Below are 16,285 nucleotides of genomic sequence, written 5' to 3'. Positions count from 1 at the left end.
CCATGAATTGAAAGGGAACCGACCTGACGGGAGAACTCACCTCGCGCCACGAGGGGAGCTCGTCTTCCAAGTGGCAGCGTCCGCTAACCAGTCACGAGCCGCCGCTAAAACGGCAGCCCCACATAATTCTCCGCGAGCAGCCGCTGCGCCGTCTCGGACGTGAGCAGATAATCCAGCTCCGTCTGCTGAAGCCGGTCCTCATAGTCGAGACGGTCGGGGAAACGGTGCAGCAGCAACGTCATCCACCACGAAAAGCGCTGCGCTTTCCAGATCCGCGCAAGCGCCTTGGCGGAATAGCCCTTGAGGCCGGAATCATCGCCGCCCTGATAATGCGCGAGCATGGCGTGGTAGAGATAATAGATGTCGGACGCGGCGCTGTTCAGCCCGCGTGCGCCGGTCGGCGGCACGATGTGGGCGGCATCGCCGGCGAGGAACAGGCGGCCGTAGCTCATTGGCTCGGCGACGAAGCTGCGCAGGGGCGCGATGCTCTTCTCGATCGAGGGCCCGGTGATCAGGCGGCCGGCGACATCGTCCGGCAGGCGGCGCTTCAGCTCCGTCCAGAACGCATCGTCGCTCCAGTCCTCCACCTTGTCGGTCAACGGCACCTGGATGTAGTAGCGGCTCAGCACTTGTGAGCGCAGCGAGCAGAGCGCAAAGCCGCGTTCATGCTTCACATAGATCAGCTCAGGCGAAACCGGCTTCGTGCGCGACAGCACCCCTAACCAGCCGAACGGATAGACCTTCTCGTATTCGCGCAGCACGTCCTTCGGGATCGACTTGCGGCTGACGCCGTGAAAGCCGTCGGCGCCGACGACGTAATCGCAATCGATGCGGACGATCTCGTCGTTCGATCGATAGGTCACGTAGGGCCGGTCCGATGTCAGATCGTGTGGCGTCACGTCCTCGGCGTTGTGCACGACCTTGCCGCCGAGGCGATCGCGCGCCTCGTAGAGGTCGCGCGTCAGCTCGGTCTGGCCGTAGACCAGCACTGAGTTGCCGCCGGAATGCTTGTGCAGGTCGACATGGGAGAGCACGCCGTCATGTGCGATCTCGAAACCGTTGTGGATCTCGCCCTCGCGGTCCATCCGCTCGCCGCACTGCGCCTCGCGCATCAACCTGGCGAAGCCGTGTTCGAGCACGCCGGCTCGGATGCGGGCGAGCACGTGGTCGCGGCTGTATTTCTCCAGCACGACCGTATCGATGCCCTTCAGGTGCAGGAGCTGGGACAACAGCAGCCCGGACGGCCCACCGCCGATGATGCAGACCTGAACCTTCATTTTTACGTCCTCCCACCGGTCGCTTTTTTGCAGATACGGCGCCGCAATCCGATGGAGGGTTTCGTCTTTGTCTTGTACTATTCGAACATGAGAACCGTAGCCTCTGCCCCGGCAATCCGGGTCTACAATCTCTTCGGCGAGTCCGGCGACCTGCCCGACGTCGTGCATTGCGAGACGATCGCTTCGCGTTCGGTGTTGCACGACTGGACGCTCGCCGTGCACCGCCATGCCCGGCTGCACCAGGTGCTGCTGATCGAGCGCGGCGGCGGCGAGGCGACGCTCGACGGGCGTGTGGTCCCGCTCCGGCCGATGCACATCGTCAACGTGCCGGTCGGCCATGTCCACGGCTTCCGCTTCGAGCCTGATACCCAGGGCTGGGTGCTGACCATCGCCGCAGAAATTCTGGACGAGGCACTGCTTGCCTCGGAAGGACTGCGCGGCGCCTTGTCACGATCGGCCGTGGTGCGCGGCACGCCGCAGATCCGCATCACCATGAAGCAGATCTTCGCCGAGCACGCTGCGCGCGATTTCGGCCGTGCGCATGTGCTGCGTGCACTGTCGGCGGCCATGATCGGGCTGGTGGCTCGCGCGCTCACCAGCGAGAGCGGCAGCAACGGTACGGCGGAAAGCGGGCTATTCCGCCGCTTCGAAGCGCTGCTGGAACAGCATCATCTGGAACGCTGGAGCGTTGCGGATTATGCAGGCGCGCTGTCGATCACGCCGACCCATCTCAACCGGCTGACGCGGGCGGCGACCGGCGATACCGCCTCGCACCTGATCCTCAACCGTCTGATCCGCGAGGCGCGTCGCAACCTCGTCTACACCAATTTGCCGGTCTCGACGATCGCCTATGCGCTCGGCTTCGAGGATCCCGCCTATTTCAGCCGGGTCTATGCCGCAGCCACGGGCCTGTCGCCGCGCGCCTTTCGCGCCCGGCTCCATGGCGGCGAGGCTTGAGGCCATCCCACATCGAAGAACTGGCCCTCGGGCGCGCACAACGATCCAGACAGCGATCCGAGCCGGCGCGTCCACTTACCTTCGTATAGAGTATCCAACCCTTTGGATAGGAGCCGTTTACCTCCGTACAATTGAGCGTGGTACGCGCACGCCTTAACATGACTGCATTCGGAATCCTGGCGCTGGTTGCATCAAACCTCCCTTAACTGGCGCATGATGGCCCCCCCTCCGGCCGTCTGCGCCGCATTTTTCCGCGCGCCATCGGCGACTTCGGTGCTTTCCGGCCGGCACACAGTCCTGACGGCTGAACCTGGCGGCTTCCATGCGGAACTGGGGATTTGTGCATAATGTCTTCGTTTGAGAAGATTGCGGTCTTCATCGACGGTCCCAATCTCTATGCCGCCACGAAGGCGCTCGGGTTCGATGTCGACTACAGGCGCCTGCTCAGCGAATTTCACGGCCGAGGTACGCTGCTGCGAGCCTTCTACTACACGACCGTGAGCGAGGATCAGGAATATTCATCGATCCGCCCGTTGATCGATTGGCTCGACTATAACGGGTACACCGTCGTCACCAAGCTCGCCAAGGAGTTCGTTGACGCCACGACCGGCCGCCGCAAGGTGAGGGGCAGCATGGATGTGGAACTCGCCGTGAATGCCATGGAACTCGCCGAGCACGTCAATCAGATCGTGTTGTTCTCGGGCGATGGGGATTTTCGTTCGCTGGTGGAAGCCGTGCAACGCCGCGGCGTCCGCGTGACAGTCGTCTCCACGCTGGCGAGCCAGCCTCCTATAGTTGCCGACGAACTGCGCCGGCAGGCAGACGTGTTCATTGATTTGACAGAGCTGAAGCCAAGACTGGGGCGCGATCCGGCCGAGCGACCGGGGTCGCGCGAGATGCGTCAGCAATCACCGCAAACCACCACGCGTAGAACGATCAATCGAGGCGACCAGGTGGAATGATCTTGCGGGACGACCGCCGGATTGTCAGACGTCGAAGAACACCGTCTCCTCCGCCCCCTGCAAATTGATCGTGAAGGAGTACACGACTTTGCCGGCGCGCTCACCGCGCGTGGCGATCAGTGTCGCGCGCCGAACCGGCGGCTCGACCAGGTTGAGCACGGGGTCGGCGGCATTCGCGGCTTCTTCGTCGGAGAAATAGAGTCGCGTATTGAGACCGATGTTGATGCCGCGTGCGACGATCCAGATATTGACGTGGGGTGCGCATTTGCGGCCCGCCTTGTCCGTGATCGCTCCCGGCTTGATGGTCTCGAAAGTGATGAGGCCGCTGTCGAAATCCGAACCGGCGCGGCCCCAGCCGCGAAACTCATCGTCCGGCGCGCCGGCAGAACGATCGGCCGGATGGTTGTAGCGGCCCGACGCATTGGCCTGCCAGATCTCCAGGAGCACATCGCGCAGCGGCGTGCCCGTGCCGTCGAGGACCCGGCCCTCCAGCGTGATACGCTCGCCTTGCGTGCTTGGCGTCACCAGCACGTTGGAAAAATTCTTCTCGAAGATGTCGAAGCCGGCCATCGCCGGGATCAGGCCGATATGGACGTAGGGCCCTGCGGTCTGCGAGGCGGTTTCCTTGAGATAGTTGAGCGGCTGCGGCATTGCTCAGTTCCCCGCGGTGCGATTTTCAAAATAGGTGGAGCGCTGGCCGCGCAGCACGATGTCGAAGCGGTAGGCAAGCGAATCGAACGGCGTCGAGGCGTTGAGGTCGAGCGGCGCCACGAGGCGGTCGAGCGCGTCCTTGTCCGGGATCGTCGTCAGGATCGGACAGACCGGGATCAGGGGATCGCCCTCGAAATACATCTGGGTGATCAGCCGCTGCGCAAAGCCCGAGCCGAACACCGAGAAGTGGATGTGGGCGGGACGCCAGCTGTTGACGTAGTTGCGCCAGGGATAGGGGCCCGGCTTCACGGTGCGGAAATAATAGTAGCCGGTGTCGTCGGTCAGCGCACGGCCGCAGCCGCCGAAATTTGGATCGACCGGCGCCAGATACGTATCCTTCCTGTGCCGGTAGCGGCCGCCGGCATTGGCCTGCCAGAACTCGACCAACGTGTTCGGCACGCCGCGGCCGGTCTCGTCCAGCACGCGGCCATGGACGATGATGCGCTCGCCGACGGGATCGCCGTCCTTGGCGTAGTTGCGGATCAGATCATTGTCGAGCGGGCCGAGATCGTTGTGGCCGAACACCGGCCCGGTGATCTCCGAGATCGAGTTCTCCAGCGACAACAGCGCCTGGCGCGGCGAGCGCAGCACCGAGGATTTGTAGCCGGGCGCGTGCGCCGGCGGATGGATCGAGCGGTCGCGCTGGAAGAAGCCGCCGTCGCCGAGCGGCGGCGTGAAAGGCTCAGGGCGGTTGAGGCGGGGATCACGCAAGGCTGGCGCCTGGGCATTCATCGGCGTTGTCTCTCCCTGAGAGCGCCCGGGACGGACGCGCGGCTTATCGGGAGATCATGGGCCGGCCTATTCCACAGATAAATAGATCGATTATAATATATTGCATGAAAGAAATCGATCATTTGGCCCTCGACGGTCACGCGCTCGAACTGTTTCTCGCCGTGCTGGAGGAGGGCTCGGTCACGGCGGCAGCCACGCGGCTCGGCCTGACGCAATCGGCGGTCAGTCACGGGCTGAACAAGCTGCGGCGGATCGCGGGCGATCCGCTGTTTGCCAAATCCGGTCGCGGCATCGTCGCCACCGCGCATGCCCAGGCATTGGCCGCGAAGGCGCGGGCGCTGATCGACGAGATGCGCAGCTTTGCCGGGGGCGTCACCTTCGAGCCGGTGCGCGCGCAGCTTGCGCTGACGATCGCCGCCAATGATTTGCAGCGCGATTTGCTGTTGCCGCGGTTCTTCGACCATGTCGCGGGACAGGTAAAGAGCCTGAATCTGCGCGTGATCCCCTCGCAGTCGCCCTCGCCCGCGATGCTGCGCGAAAACCGCTGCGATCTCCTGGTCACGCCGCTGCCGCCATCCGGCGTGGACATCGTGCAGAAGCGGCTGCTCAGCGATCATTACGTCTGCTATTTCGATCCCAGGGCGCGCACCGCTCCGGCCGGCCGCAGCGCCTATCTCGCGGCACGCCACATCACGGTGGTCTATACCGACAACGAGCGGCTCGACTTCGACCGCCGGCTGGCGGCGAACGGCTTCCTTCGCGACATCGCCATCTCCGTACCGAGCTTTTCCGGCGTGCCGCCCTTCCTGCGCGGCTCGCAGATGCTGGCGAGCATGCCGAGCCTGCTCGCCTCCGGCGTGATGCGCGGTTTCGCGCAAACGCGGATTCCATTGGCGTCGCGCACGCGCACGCTGGCCGAGCTGCCGATGTTCATGGTCTGGCATCAGCGCTATCAGAAAGACCCGGCCCATCGCTGGATCCGCGGCCAGCTCGAAACCGTGGCGGCAACGGCGGCCGGAGACTGAGCCTCGGTCACGGTTTCAAGGAAGTCTGCCTTTCGCCAAACCCACTGGTTGCGCGAGGGCCGCCACGCTAGAATTCGGCCATGACAGTGACCGATATTGCGAGCCGGACCTACAATCATAGCTGGCGGCTGGACCCCATTATCCGCAGCCTGCTGGATACCGACTTCTACAAACTATTGATGTTGCAGATGATTCGGGAAACATACCCGAGTCAGCAGGTGACCTTCTCGGTCATCAACCGCTCGCGCCACGTACGGCTCGCCGAGACCATCGACGAGGGCGAGCTGCGCGCCCAGCTCGACCACGCCCGCACCATCCGCTTCACCAAAAAGGAGCTGATCTGGCTTGCCGGTAACACCTTCTACGGCAAGACCCACATGTTCTCGGCGGACTTCATCCGCTGGCTGGCCGAATTCCGGCTGCCCGAATACGAGCTGCGCAAGGTCGAGGGCCAGTACGAACTACATTTCCACGGTCCCTGGACCCACACCACCATGTGGGAAATTCCGGCGCTCGCCATCCTCAACGAGTTGCGCTCGCGCGCGGCGATGAAGGGCCGCGGCCGCTTCGAGCTCGACGTGCTTTATGCCCGCGCCAAGGCCAAGCTGTGGACCAAGGTCGAACGGCTGCGCCAGCTCGAGAATCTGCGTCTGTCCGACTTCGGCACCCGCCGCCGCCACGGCTTTCTGTGGCAGCGCTGGTGCGTCGAGGCGGTGAAGGAAGGCCTGGGCCCGTCCTTCATCGGCACCTCCAACGTACTGCTGGCGATGGACAATGATCTCGAAGCCATCGGCACCAATGCGCATGAGCTGCCGATGGTGGCGGCTGCGCTCGCCAAGGATGACGAGGAATTGCGCTGGGCGCCCTATCGCATTCTCGACCAATGGCGCCAGACCTATGGCGGCAACCTCCTGATCGCGCTGCCCGACGCCTTCGGCACCAAGGCCTTCCTGCGCGATGCACCGGAATGGGTCGCCGACTGGACCGGCTTCCGTCCCGACAGCGCGCCGCCGGTCCAGGCCGGCGAGGAGATCGTCGCGTGGTGGCAGAAGAAGGGTCGCAATCCCAAGGACAAGCTGCTGGTCTTTTCCGATGCGATGGATGTCGGCTCGATCGAGGAGACCTATCACCACTTCTCCGGCCGCGTGCGGCTCTCCTTCGGTTGGGGCACCAACCTCACCAATGATTTCGTCGGCTGCGCACCGGACGGCTCGTTCAATCTCGATCCGATCTCGCTGGTCTGCAAGGTGTCGTCGGTGGACGGACATCCGGCCGTCAAGCTCTCCGACAATCCGGAGAAGGCGACCGGCCTGCCCTCGGAGATCGAGCGCTATCTGCGCGTGTTCGGCGACGCCGGCCGCGTCCGCCAGCCGGTGCTGGTCTAGCGCCGAACCGATATCTCGGTCACGTAAACCCCGCTGGACAAATGCGAGGCACTGGCGCGCCGACGCCGCGCTGGTTCCGGTTTGCCGGCATTTGAAGCGAACTGTCGGCATCGGCTTCACAACGCTTTCACCCTGCGGTGCAGTCACCTGCGTCTTGAGGTCGAGTTAGGCAACTTTCCCCTCTACTTGTCGTTGCAGGCGCAACGCTCCGCTGGGGTTGTTGATCGATTTGGGGAACGCAGGGTGTTTCGCAGAACAGCGACGTCGACGAAGGAACGCAGCTTCCTTCACGTCATCAAGCTCGTCTCGCCATTCGTGATGGTCGTCGTGCTCCAGGCGGCGATCGCGGGATTCAGTCTCGAAGTGATGTCGTCGGTCCGCGCCTATGTCGCGGGCGAAGCGATGTGGTCGCGGTCACAGAAGAACGCCGTCTATTTCCTCAATCTCTATCTGCATTCAGGCGAGGCGAGCCAGTTCGCCCAATACCAGACGTCCCTCGCCGTTCCGATCGGCGATGAGTTCGCGCGGTGGGCACTCGAGCGCGACCCGGTCGACGTCGAGGCCGCCCGCATCGGCTTTCTGCAAGGCGGCAACCATCCCGATGACGTTCCGGGATTGATCTGGCTGTTCCGCTATTTCAACCGCGTCAGCTTCCTCCAGGAAGCGATCCACGAATGGGCGGCCACCGATCCCATGCTGCTGGAGCTCAGCGTCTTCGGCGAGGTCATCCGGTCCGAGTTGGCGAACGGCCCCGTTCAGGACCGCGACCGCTTGCGGCTGCTGTCGTCGCGGCTCTCGGAGCTCAACGCGCAGTTCACGGTGCATGCAGAGCGGTTCTCTGCTGTCCTCGGCGAAGGCTCCCGCGCCATCAAGGTAACGCTGACGTGCATCAACATCGTGGCGGCCGCGACGCTGATCCTGCTCCTGATCTGGCACACGCGGCGCTTGATGCTCCAACGACAGGCGTTCGAGGACGCGTTGCATGCCGAGAAGGAGCGCCTGGCCTGGCAGGCGTCGCACGACTGGTTGACCGGCCTGTCCAACCGCCGCGCCTTCGAGGCGCGCCTGCAAAGCGAGTTGGACAGGACCGCGGCGGGTTCGCTGGGCCTGATCCTGCTCGACCTCGACCAGTTCAAGAGCGTCAACGACACCTGCGGCCACCTCGCCGGCGACCGCCTGCTCTGCCAGGTCTCGCGCCTGCTGCAACAGGACCGGGAGCCGTATGATCTGGTGGCCCGGCTTGGCGGCGACGAATTCGGCCTGATCCTGCCGCAATGCTCACCCTCGACGACCGTCGATATCGCCGAGCGCCTGCGCAGATCGCTCGAGCTGTTCACCTTTGCCTGGGACGATCGTTGCTTTGCGGTGACCGCCAGCATCGGCGTCGCCTGCATCGCGGACGGCAACACCACGCTCGAGGACGCGATGCGGCGCGCGGATGCCGCCTGTTACCGCGCCAAGGAAAAGGGGCGCAACCGGGTACAGGTCGACAACGGCCGGCCGGACGTCGTCGTCGTTGCAGCCCGTCCGCGCGAGGCCGTCGCAGCGCGAGGCTGACAGCCGTCGACTCGCAATTTCATCTCGATGGTCCGGGCACCATCGCAATCAGGTTGAGTTCGCCTCAGGCCCACCCGATGGCGCCCCGGTCCACCCCGGCGCACCAGCCAATACAGTGACACGGCGCAGTTGTGACGTGGCGGCCACATGGCTCTGAAAAAACGGCGCTCTTCGCATTCGGACACATCACATTGCGCGCCGGTCCACGATGGCCGGGACCTCATTCGCTAAGCCATAGCACCGCCCGATGCTGCGGGCGCGAATCCGCCCGGACCGCGCCGCGAGAGGAGTTTGGAAGTGCCTTGGAATCATTTGATGACCCCGCGCAATATCGTTCGCGCGACGACGTCCCGGCGGCGTGCGGTTCTCTTGAGCACCGCGATCGGTGCCCTCGGTAGCTCGCTGCCGTGGTTCATCATGCCGGCAGAAGCGGCATGTGTGATTACCGGGGCCGGCTCGCAGGTAGCACTCCAGTCCGGTGATTCAATTACCTGCACCGGGATGAGCAATACCCTGGTCAGAACAGCGTCAGGGGTCAGCGGCGTCACCGTCAACGTCGGCGACGGCAGCCCGACGTCCCTGAACGACCCCGTCTTTGCCGGCATTGTCTTCGACACGACATCGAATAGCGCGATCAAGGTTCTCGGCAATGCGTCGGTCACTCCTGCCAACAGCGACGGCATCGACGTGTCAGGCGGCGGCAACAATACAATCACGGTGGATGCAGGTGCTGTAGTCGGATCGCCGACCGTCGGCACGGCGGGGCTTGGCCTCGCCGGTTCGAACAACAACATCATCGTGATCGGGGGTACGGTTGGAAGCGGCGCTGCCGGAACCGCCGGCATCGGCATCTTCGGCGGTTCGGCAGGTAATCAGGTGAACATCCTGTCGGGCGGCTTTGTCCAGGGCAACGGACCCGCCGCCATCGATCTCAACAGCGCGGCGGGCGGCAACACCATCAACAACGCCGGCACGATATCGAATGCCTCGGGCAGTGCAATATTCGGCTCGAACAATCAGGACACCATTATCAACTCAGGCGCGATCAGCAGCAACGGCGTCAGCATTGCTGTCGACCTCAAGGACGGCAGCGACGTCTTCGAGCTGCGTGCCGGATCGAACATCACCGGATGGGTCGTGGGCGGCAACGGCGCGGACACGCTGCGCCTGGGCGGGACCGTCAACGCTGGCTTCGACCTCGGCACATTCGGTGCGTCCAATCAGTTCCGGGAATTTGAGCTGCTGGAAAAGACCGGCAGCTCCACCTGGACGCTGAACGGCTCGACGACTGAAATCGCGGCCGTAAATGTCCTGGCCGGCACCCTCGAGGTGAACGGCTCGATGCCCAACATCGCGACGATCGTCAGCGGCGGCACGCTCAGTGGCAACGGCATGATCGGAACGCTCACCGTGCTGTCGGGCGGTAGGGTTGAGCCCGGCAATCTCGGTCAGCTCGTCGTCAATAGCAATGCGGCGTTCCAGTCGGGGTCGACCTACGCGATTTCGGTCAACGCGGCCGGACAATCCGACAAGATTGCCGCCATGAGCGCGACGCTGACCGGCGGCACCGTCGCCGTCACCACGCTTGCAGGCGCCTACAACGCGTCGACGCAATACACCATCCTCAGCACGACGGCTGGCCTCACCGGCAGCTTCGCGGGCGTGACTGTCAGCGGATACAATCCGCAGCTGTTCGCGTCCTCCCTCAGCTATGACGGGTTCAACGTCTTCCTGACGCTCAACTACAACAACGCCGCATTCTTCTCCGTCGCCCAGACGCAGAACCAGAAGGCGGTGGCCGGCGCCTTGAGTGCATTCGGGCCTAATCTACCCTTCCTGTCCTCCTTCGCAGGCCAGAGCGACGCCCAGCTTCGCTACAATCTCGATCAGCTTTCGGGCGAAGCCGCGACCGGCGCGCAGCAGGGCGCGTTCCAGTTCACGAGCCAGTTCCTTGGCCTGATGCTCGATCCATTCGTGAGCGGACGCGGCGGCGTGAGCACGGGCGACAGGGCGCTCGGCTTCAGCCCCGAGCGCGCCGCGCTGCCGGACGATATTGCCCTCGCCTACAACAAGGTTCTGGGGACGCCGGCGACGAAAGCGCCGGCCTTCGCGGAGCGTTGGGCGGTTTGGGGCACGGCGTTCGGCGGCACCAACCGCACCAGCGGCGACCCCGCCGTGGTCGGCAGTCACGACCTGAGCACGCGCGTGAGCGGCGTCGCGGCCGGCGCCGATTATCATTTCGGCCGTGATGCGCTGGTCGGCTTTGCGCTGTCGGGCGGCGGCACCAAGTGGGACCTCGCGCAGGCGATCGGCGGCGGCAAGAGCGATGCAATCCAGGCCGGCGTCTACACCGTGGTGCGTACAGGCCCGGCCTATTTCGCCGCCTCTCTCGCAGTGGCCAATCATTGGATGTCGACAGACCGGCTCGCACCGTTCGGCAACCAGCTCACCGCGAAATTCGACGCTCAAACCGTCGGAGGCCGCATCGAGGGTGGCTATCGCTTCCCCACGCCGATTGGCGGCTTCACGCCATACGTGGCGGCGCAGGCGCAGGCTTTTCGCACACCGACTTATACCGAGGCCGATCTCGCCGGCAGCGGCTTTGGCCTGACCTACCAGGGACGCACGGCCTCCGACACACGGAGCGAGCTCGGCGGGCGCTTCGACCGCGCGACGCTGGTCACGCCGAATGCGATCCTCACGTTGCGCGGCCGCGCGGCCTGGGCTCATGATTGGGTGAGCGATCCGACGCTCGTCGCCGCATTCCAGGCACTGCCCGTCGCGGGCTTCATCGTCAATGGCGCGACGCCGGCAAAGGGCGCCGCGCTCACATCGGCCGGTGCCGAGCTGAAGTTTTCGAACGGCGTTGCCCTGTCGGCCAAGTTTGACGGCGAGTTCGCGGCGCGCAGCACCACCTATACCGGCACCGCGAGCCTGCGATACGTGTGGTAGCCGCCTGGCCTCCTCAAGATGACGGTGCGCCGGCCGGCACGATCCCGAGGCCGGCGAGATGCGCATCGAGGAATTGCTCGACCTGCTGGCGCAGCATCTGGGGCGGCACCGCCACCATGCGCTCCTCGAGGCCGAGCGAGATGATTCCATGCACGGCGGAAAACAGCGTGCGCGACAGCAGCGCGATCCTCACGTCGTCCGCGTCCGGTAGCAGCCGCACCAGGGGTGGATGCATCAACGCGAAAGCGTCCATCACCATTTGAAGGATGTCGTCGGGATAAGGACGGTCGTCCTCCATCCGATGCTCGAACAGCGAGCGCAGCAGGTTGGCGTGCTCGGCGAAGAATTCGAGATAGGTCTCGGCAAGCCCGTAGAGCTGGCGGACCGGATCGTCCGCCGGAACCCCGCCGAGCCGCACCGTCAGGGCTTGCACGGTCTCCCGATTGACGGTCAGGATCACCCCGTCGAAGTCGCCGAACTCGTTGTAGACGCTGCCGACCGAGCAGCCGGCGGCCTCCGCGATGTCCCGAACCTTCAACGATCTCAAGCCTTTAGTCGCAATGATGCTACGGGCGATCTCCAGGATCTGCAGCCGCCTCCGAAACTTTTTTTGATCCCGCAGCGATTCTTCTTGAACATTGTTCATTTTCAAGCTACTCATGTGAACATTGTTCAAATTAACCCGGAGACCTGCAAAATGCAAACCCTCGCTGTAGATATCGCGTCCACCTTCATCGACGACGCCGCGGCTCTCGTGACCGGCCTTGCCCGGGCCGTCCTCAAGTTCGTGATGGCGCCGATCGACCGCATCGCCAATGCCTGCGACACTGCCGGTGTGCTGGCTGAGCGCCGCGCGACCTTTCGGATGTGGCGGGCCAACCGTTCCCGCACGCGTCGCGAGGGTCGCCGGTTCAGTCTGCTCGGTCGCCTCTCGCCGTTTCGCCACCTTGTCCACCTCACCTGAGGCGGGCGCAGCAGGCACGTTGCGGTCGGCTCGAATGCAATATCCGGTTGCAAGGAAGGACTTACCATGTCCCGACATTCGCAGCCGATTTCGCGGCCCCTCGGCGATGCGGTTCAGCTTTTCCTCACCGCCCGGCGCGATATCCCGGTAGGTGCGGCCCTTCCGCCCGAACTGCGGCCGCGATCAGATATTTGCGAACCTAACGAGACCACTTGGAGACCAACAGGATCGGAAGGATCGAGGGGACAGTGCAGGCCGGTGAGCGTCGTCACCCGGCAATCGTTCTCTTCCGGTCGTGACGTTTCACAGACAACGTAACAACCTCAGGCTGCCTTTCAAAACAGGACTGGTCATGATCAGGGATTTGATGTCGTCACGCCGCTTTGCGCCGCTGTTCTGGGCGCAATTCTTTTCGGCGCTCAATGACAACGTGCTCAAGAACGCACTCGTCATCATCCTGCTTTACAGTGCCGCGACCGGCCACAGTGATGCCCTGGTGACGGTGGCAGGCGCCGTCTTCATCTTCCCCTATTTCATCCTGTCCGGGCTCGGCGGCCAGCTCGCCGACAAATATGTCAAATCCGTCGTCGCAAGGCGGCTCAAATTCGCCGAGATCTTCGCCGCGGCCTTTGCTGCCGCCGGCTTCTTCCTGCATTCGGTGCCGCTGCTGTTCGCAGCGCTCGCACTGTTCGGCATCATCGCCGCCCTGTTCGGCCCGGTGAAATACTCGATGCTGCCGGATCAGCTCGAGCTCGGAGAGCTCGCGACCGGCAACGCGCTGGTCGAAGGCGCGACCTTCATGGCGATCCTGCTCGGCACTGTCGCCGGCGGCCAGTTCGTGGCCGGCTCCGCGCATATGGGCTGGGTCGCATCGGCCGTGGTCGTGCTGGCTCTGCTGTCCTGGGCCTTCGCCTCCCGCATTCCGCAGACAACGCCATCCGCCCCCGATCTGCCTGTCAACGCCAATCCCTGGACCTCGACGCTCAGCCTGTTGAAGACGCTCTACGCGGACAAGCGGCTGTGGGACGGCACCGTGATCGTCTCCTGGTTCTGGCTGGTCGGCGCGATCGTGCTGTCGCTGCTGCCGGCGCTGGTCAAGGATGTCGTCGGTGGTACTGAAGGCGTGGTGACGCTGTGCCTCGCGATCTTCGCAATCGGCATTGCCATCGGCTCGCTGTTCGCCGCCAGCCTGAGCCACGTTCGGCCGAACCTCGCACTGGTGCCGATCGGCGCCATCATCATGGGCTTTGCCGGCCTCGATCTCGCCTGGGCCATCGGCGTGACCACCAAAGGTCAGGACATTGCCGCGGTCGACTTCGCAACCTCATTCGCGGGTCTGCGCATGCTGATCGACTTCGTCGCCTTCGCATTCGGCGGCGGCTTGTTCGTCGTTCCATCCTTCGCCGCCGTCCAGGCCTGGTCGGCGCCGTCCGAGCGTGCCCGCATCATCGCTGCCGGCAACGTGCTGCAAGCCGCCTTCATGGTGGTCGGCTCACTGTTCGTCGCGCTGTTGCAGGCGGGCGGATTGCACGTCGGCTGGATCTTCTTCGGCCTCGGCGTCGCCAGCTTCGGCGCGGTCTGGTTCGTGCTGACGAAATGGGGCAAGGAGGGCGTGCGCGACTTCGGCGGACTGCTGTTCCGCGCACTGTTCCGCACCGAGGTTCGCGGGCTCGAGAACCTGCCGCCTCCGGGCACGCGCATGCTGATCGCGCCCAACCATGTCAGCCTGATCGACGGCCCGCTGCTGCACGCCGTGCTGCCGATCGATGCGAGCTTCGCGGTCGATACCGGCATCTCCAAGGCCTGGTGGGCCAAGCCGTTCCTGCGCGTGGTCAAGCACTACACCATGGATCCGACCAAGCCGCTGGCCGCGCGCGACCTGATCAAGCTCGTCGCCGCCGGCGAACCGGTGGTCATCTTCCCGGAAGGACGCATCACCGTCTCCGGCTCGCTGATGAAGGTCTATGACGGTACCGCGATGATCGCGGACAAGGCCGACGCAGTGGTCGTGCCGGTTCGCATCGAGGGCGCGCAGCGCTCGCATCTCAGCTACCTCAACGGCAGCCAGATCAAGCGCTCGTGGTTTCCGCGGGTGACGGTCACGATCCTGCCGCCGGTCAAGCTTCCGGTCGATCGAGCGCTCAAGGGCAAGGCACGGCGCAACGCCGCGGGCGCCGCGCTCCAGGACGTGATGATCGACGCCATGGTCAAGAACGCCATGCTTGACCACACGCTGTTCGAAGCGCTCGGACATGCCTATCGCGACCGCGATACCGGCAAGGTCATCATCGAGGACGCGCTCGGCACCAAGCTGACCTATCGCAAGCTGATCCTCGGTGCGCAGGTCTTGAGCCGCAAGCTTGAAGCCGGCACGGTGGCCGGCGAAAACGTCGGCGTGCTGTTGCCGAATTCCGCGGGCGTCGCCGTCGTCTTCATGGCACTGCAAAGCATCGGCCGGGTGCCGGCCATGCTCAATTTCTCGGCCGGCCCGGTCAACGTCCTCGCCGCCATGAAGGCCGCGCAGGTCAAGACCGTGCTGACGTCGAAGGCCTTCATCGAGAAGGGCAAGCTCGACAAGCTGATGGCCGCGATCTCCGCGGAGGCCCGCGTCGTCTATCTCGAGGATGTCCGCGCCACGATCGGAACCGCCGACAAGATCAAGGGGCTGCTCGCAGGCACCGCACCGCGCGTCGCCCGCCAGGCCAACGATCCCGCCGTCGTGCTGTTCACGTCGGGTTCGGAAGGCACGCCCAAGGGCGTGGTGCTGTCCCACCACAACATCCTCGCGAATGCGGCGCAGGCACTGGCGCGGGTCGATGCTAATGCCAATGACAAGGTGTTCAACGTGCTGCCGGTGTTCCACTCCTTCGGCTTGACCGGTGGAATGATGATGCCGCTGCTCGCGGGCATTCCGATCTACATGTATCCCTCGCCGCTGCACTACCGGATCGTGCCCGAGCTGATCTACCAGACCGGCGCCACGATCCTGTTCGGCACCGACACCTTCCTCACCGGCTATGCCCGCTCGGCGCACGCCTACGACTTCCGCACCCTGCGCCTCGTGATCGCCGGCGCCGAGGCGGTCAAGGACCGCACGCGGCAGGTGTTCATGGAGCGCTACGGCATCCGCATCCTGGAAGGCTACGGCGTCACCGAGACCGCGCCGGTGCTGGCGATGAACACGCCGATGGCCAACCGTCCCGGCACCGTCGGCCGCCTCTCGCCGCTGATGGAAAGCCGCCTCGATCCGGTTCCCGGCATCGAGGAAGGTGGACGCCTCTCGGTGCGCGGACCGAACGTCATGCTCGGTTACCTCAGGGCCGAAAATCCCGGCGTGCTCGAGCCGCTCGCCGAGGGCTGGCACGACACGGGCGACATCGTCGCGATCGACCCGGCTGGCTTCATCACCATCAAGGGCCGCGCCAAGCGCTTCGCCAAGATCGCGGGCGAAATGGTCTCGCTGTCGGCGGTCGAGAGCATCGCAACGACGCTGTGGCCGCAGGCCGCATCGGTCGCCGTGTCGATCCCGGACCAGCGCAAGGGCGAGCGCATCGTGCTGCTGACGACGGAGAAGACCGCCGAACGTAGCGCGATGCAGGGCCAGGCCAAGGCGATCGGCGCGTCCGAGTTGACTGTGCCCGCGGCGATCATGGTGGTCGACAAGGTGCCGCTGCTCGGCACCGGCAAGACCGACTATGTCACGGCAACGACGATGGCCCGCGAACAGGCGTCCTCGCCGGAGCGCGAGGTTGCGTGAGGCTCA

11 protein-coding genes are annotated in these 16,285 nt (G+C 64.5%); 7 read left to right on the top strand and 4 right to left on the bottom strand.

Annotated features, from left to right (window positions below; translation table 11 throughout):
• Positions 1–104 precede the first annotated feature (104 nt).
• A complete protein-coding gene (pobA, locus tag JQ627_RS25400) occupies positions 105–1,277 on the bottom strand; it encodes a 4-hydroxybenzoate 3-monooxygenase (RefSeq protein WP_212486824.1) in 1,173 nt (390 codons plus the stop codon).
• 51 nt (positions 1,278–1,328) lie between these two features.
• Here pobA and JQ627_RS25395 point away from each other — a divergent pair, with 51 nt between their 5' ends.
• A complete protein-coding gene (locus JQ627_RS25395; protein ID WP_212486823.1) occupies positions 1,329–2,234 on the top strand; it encodes a helix-turn-helix domain-containing protein in 906 nt (301 codons plus the stop codon).
• Between the two features lie 347 nt (positions 2,235–2,581).
• Positions 2,582–3,196 carry an NYN domain-containing protein gene (locus tag JQ627_RS25390; RefSeq protein WP_212486822.1) on the top strand — a complete coding sequence of 205 codons (615 nt, stop codon included), beginning with the start codon at positions 2,582–2,584 and terminating at the stop codon, positions 3,194–3,196.
• A gap of 24 nt (positions 3,197–3,220) precedes the next feature.
• On the opposite strand, the gene pcaG is transcribed toward JQ627_RS25390, so the two are convergent.
• Complete coding sequence (gene pcaG / locus JQ627_RS25385; protein WP_212486821.1) at positions 3,221–3,847, bottom strand: protocatechuate 3,4-dioxygenase subunit alpha; 627 nt, start codon at positions 3,845–3,847, stop codon at positions 3,221–3,223.
• A 3-nt stretch (positions 3,848–3,850) separates the two neighbouring features.
• Complete coding sequence (gene pcaH, locus JQ627_RS25380; RefSeq protein WP_212486820.1) at positions 3,851–4,639, bottom strand: protocatechuate 3,4-dioxygenase subunit beta; 789 nt, start codon at positions 4,637–4,639, stop codon at positions 3,851–3,853.
• A 104-nt stretch (positions 4,640–4,743) separates the two neighbouring features.
• Between pcaH and JQ627_RS25375 the strand changes: the two genes are divergently transcribed.
• The 4 genes from JQ627_RS25375 to JQ627_RS25360 all read left to right on the top strand — a co-directional run bounded on the left by JQ627_RS25375 (position 4,744) and on the right by JQ627_RS25360 (position 11,558).
• Positions 4,744–5,664, top strand: a complete 921-nt coding sequence (locus JQ627_RS25375; protein WP_212486819.1) for a LysR family transcriptional regulator — start codon at positions 4,744–4,746, stop codon at positions 5,662–5,664.
• A gap of 80 nt (positions 5,665–5,744) precedes the next feature.
• Entirely contained in the window at positions 5,745–7,049 is a 1,305-nt protein-coding gene (gene pncB, locus JQ627_RS25370) for a nicotinate phosphoribosyltransferase (protein WP_212486818.1), read from the top strand.
• 243 nt (positions 7,050–7,292) lie between these two features.
• Positions 7,293–8,606: a GGDEF domain-containing protein gene (locus JQ627_RS25365; protein WP_212486817.1), complete on the top strand. Its 1,314-nt coding sequence runs from the start codon at positions 7,293–7,295 to the stop codon at positions 8,604–8,606.
• Positions 8,607–8,921: 315 nt separating this feature from the next.
• A complete protein-coding gene (locus JQ627_RS25360; protein ID WP_249143352.1) occupies positions 8,922–11,558 on the top strand; it encodes an autotransporter domain-containing protein in 2,637 nt (878 codons plus the stop codon).
• A 13-nt stretch (positions 11,559–11,571) separates the two neighbouring features.
• On the opposite strand, the gene JQ627_RS25355 is transcribed toward JQ627_RS25360, so the two are convergent.
• On the bottom strand, positions 11,572–12,204 hold the full coding sequence (locus tag JQ627_RS25355) for a TetR/AcrR family transcriptional regulator (protein ID WP_212486842.1): 633 nt from the start codon (positions 12,202–12,204) through the stop codon (positions 11,572–11,574).
• Between the two features lie 670 nt (positions 12,205–12,874).
• On the opposite strand from JQ627_RS25355, the gene JQ627_RS25350 reads away from it, so the two are divergent.
• Entirely contained in the window at positions 12,875–16,279 is a 3,405-nt protein-coding gene (locus tag JQ627_RS25350) for an acyl-[ACP]--phospholipid O-acyltransferase (RefSeq protein ID WP_212486816.1), read from the top strand.
• Positions 16,280–16,285: the final 6 nt, after the last annotated feature.

Source organism: Bradyrhizobium liaoningense (genome assembly GCF_018130785.1).
GTDB lineage: Bacteria > Pseudomonadota > Alphaproteobacteria > Rhizobiales > Xanthobacteraceae > Bradyrhizobium > Bradyrhizobium liaoningense_A.
The sequence above is the reverse complement of the archived record's forward strand: the minus strand, read 5'-3'. Positions and strand labels throughout refer to the sequence as shown.

Excerpts from the sequence above, each read along its gene's own strand:
- pobA (WP_212486824.1), bottom strand. The coding sequence starts at position 1,277 with ATGAAGGTTCAGGTCTGCATCATCGGCGGTGGGCCGTCCGGGCTGCTG.
- JQ627_RS25395 (WP_212486823.1), top strand. The coding sequence starts at position 1,329 with ATGGAGGGTTTCGTCTTTGTCTTGTACTATTCGAACATGAGAACCGTA.
- JQ627_RS25390 (WP_212486822.1), top strand. The coding sequence starts at position 2,582 with ATGTCTTCGTTTGAGAAGATTGCGGTCTTCATCGACGGTCCCAATCTC.
- pcaG (WP_212486821.1), bottom strand. The coding sequence starts at position 3,847 with ATGCCGCAGCCGCTCAACTATCTCAAGGAAACCGCCTCGCAGACCGCA.
- pcaH (WP_212486820.1), bottom strand. The coding sequence starts at position 4,639 with ATGAATGCCCAGGCGCCAGCCTTGCGTGATCCCCGCCTCAACCGCCCT.
- JQ627_RS25375 (WP_212486819.1), top strand. The coding sequence starts at position 4,744 with ATGAAAGAAATCGATCATTTGGCCCTCGACGGTCACGCGCTCGAACTG.
- pncB (WP_212486818.1), top strand. The coding sequence starts at position 5,745 with ATGACAGTGACCGATATTGCGAGCCGGACCTACAATCATAGCTGGCGG.
- JQ627_RS25360 (WP_249143352.1), top strand. The coding sequence starts at position 8,922 with ATGACCCCGCGCAATATCGTTCGCGCGACGACGTCCCGGCGGCGTGCG.
- JQ627_RS25355 (WP_212486842.1), bottom strand. The coding sequence starts at position 12,204 with ATGAACAATGTTCAAGAAGAATCGCTGCGGGATCAAAAAAAGTTTCGG.
- JQ627_RS25350 (WP_212486816.1), top strand. The coding sequence starts at position 12,875 with ATGATCAGGGATTTGATGTCGTCACGCCGCTTTGCGCCGCTGTTCTGG.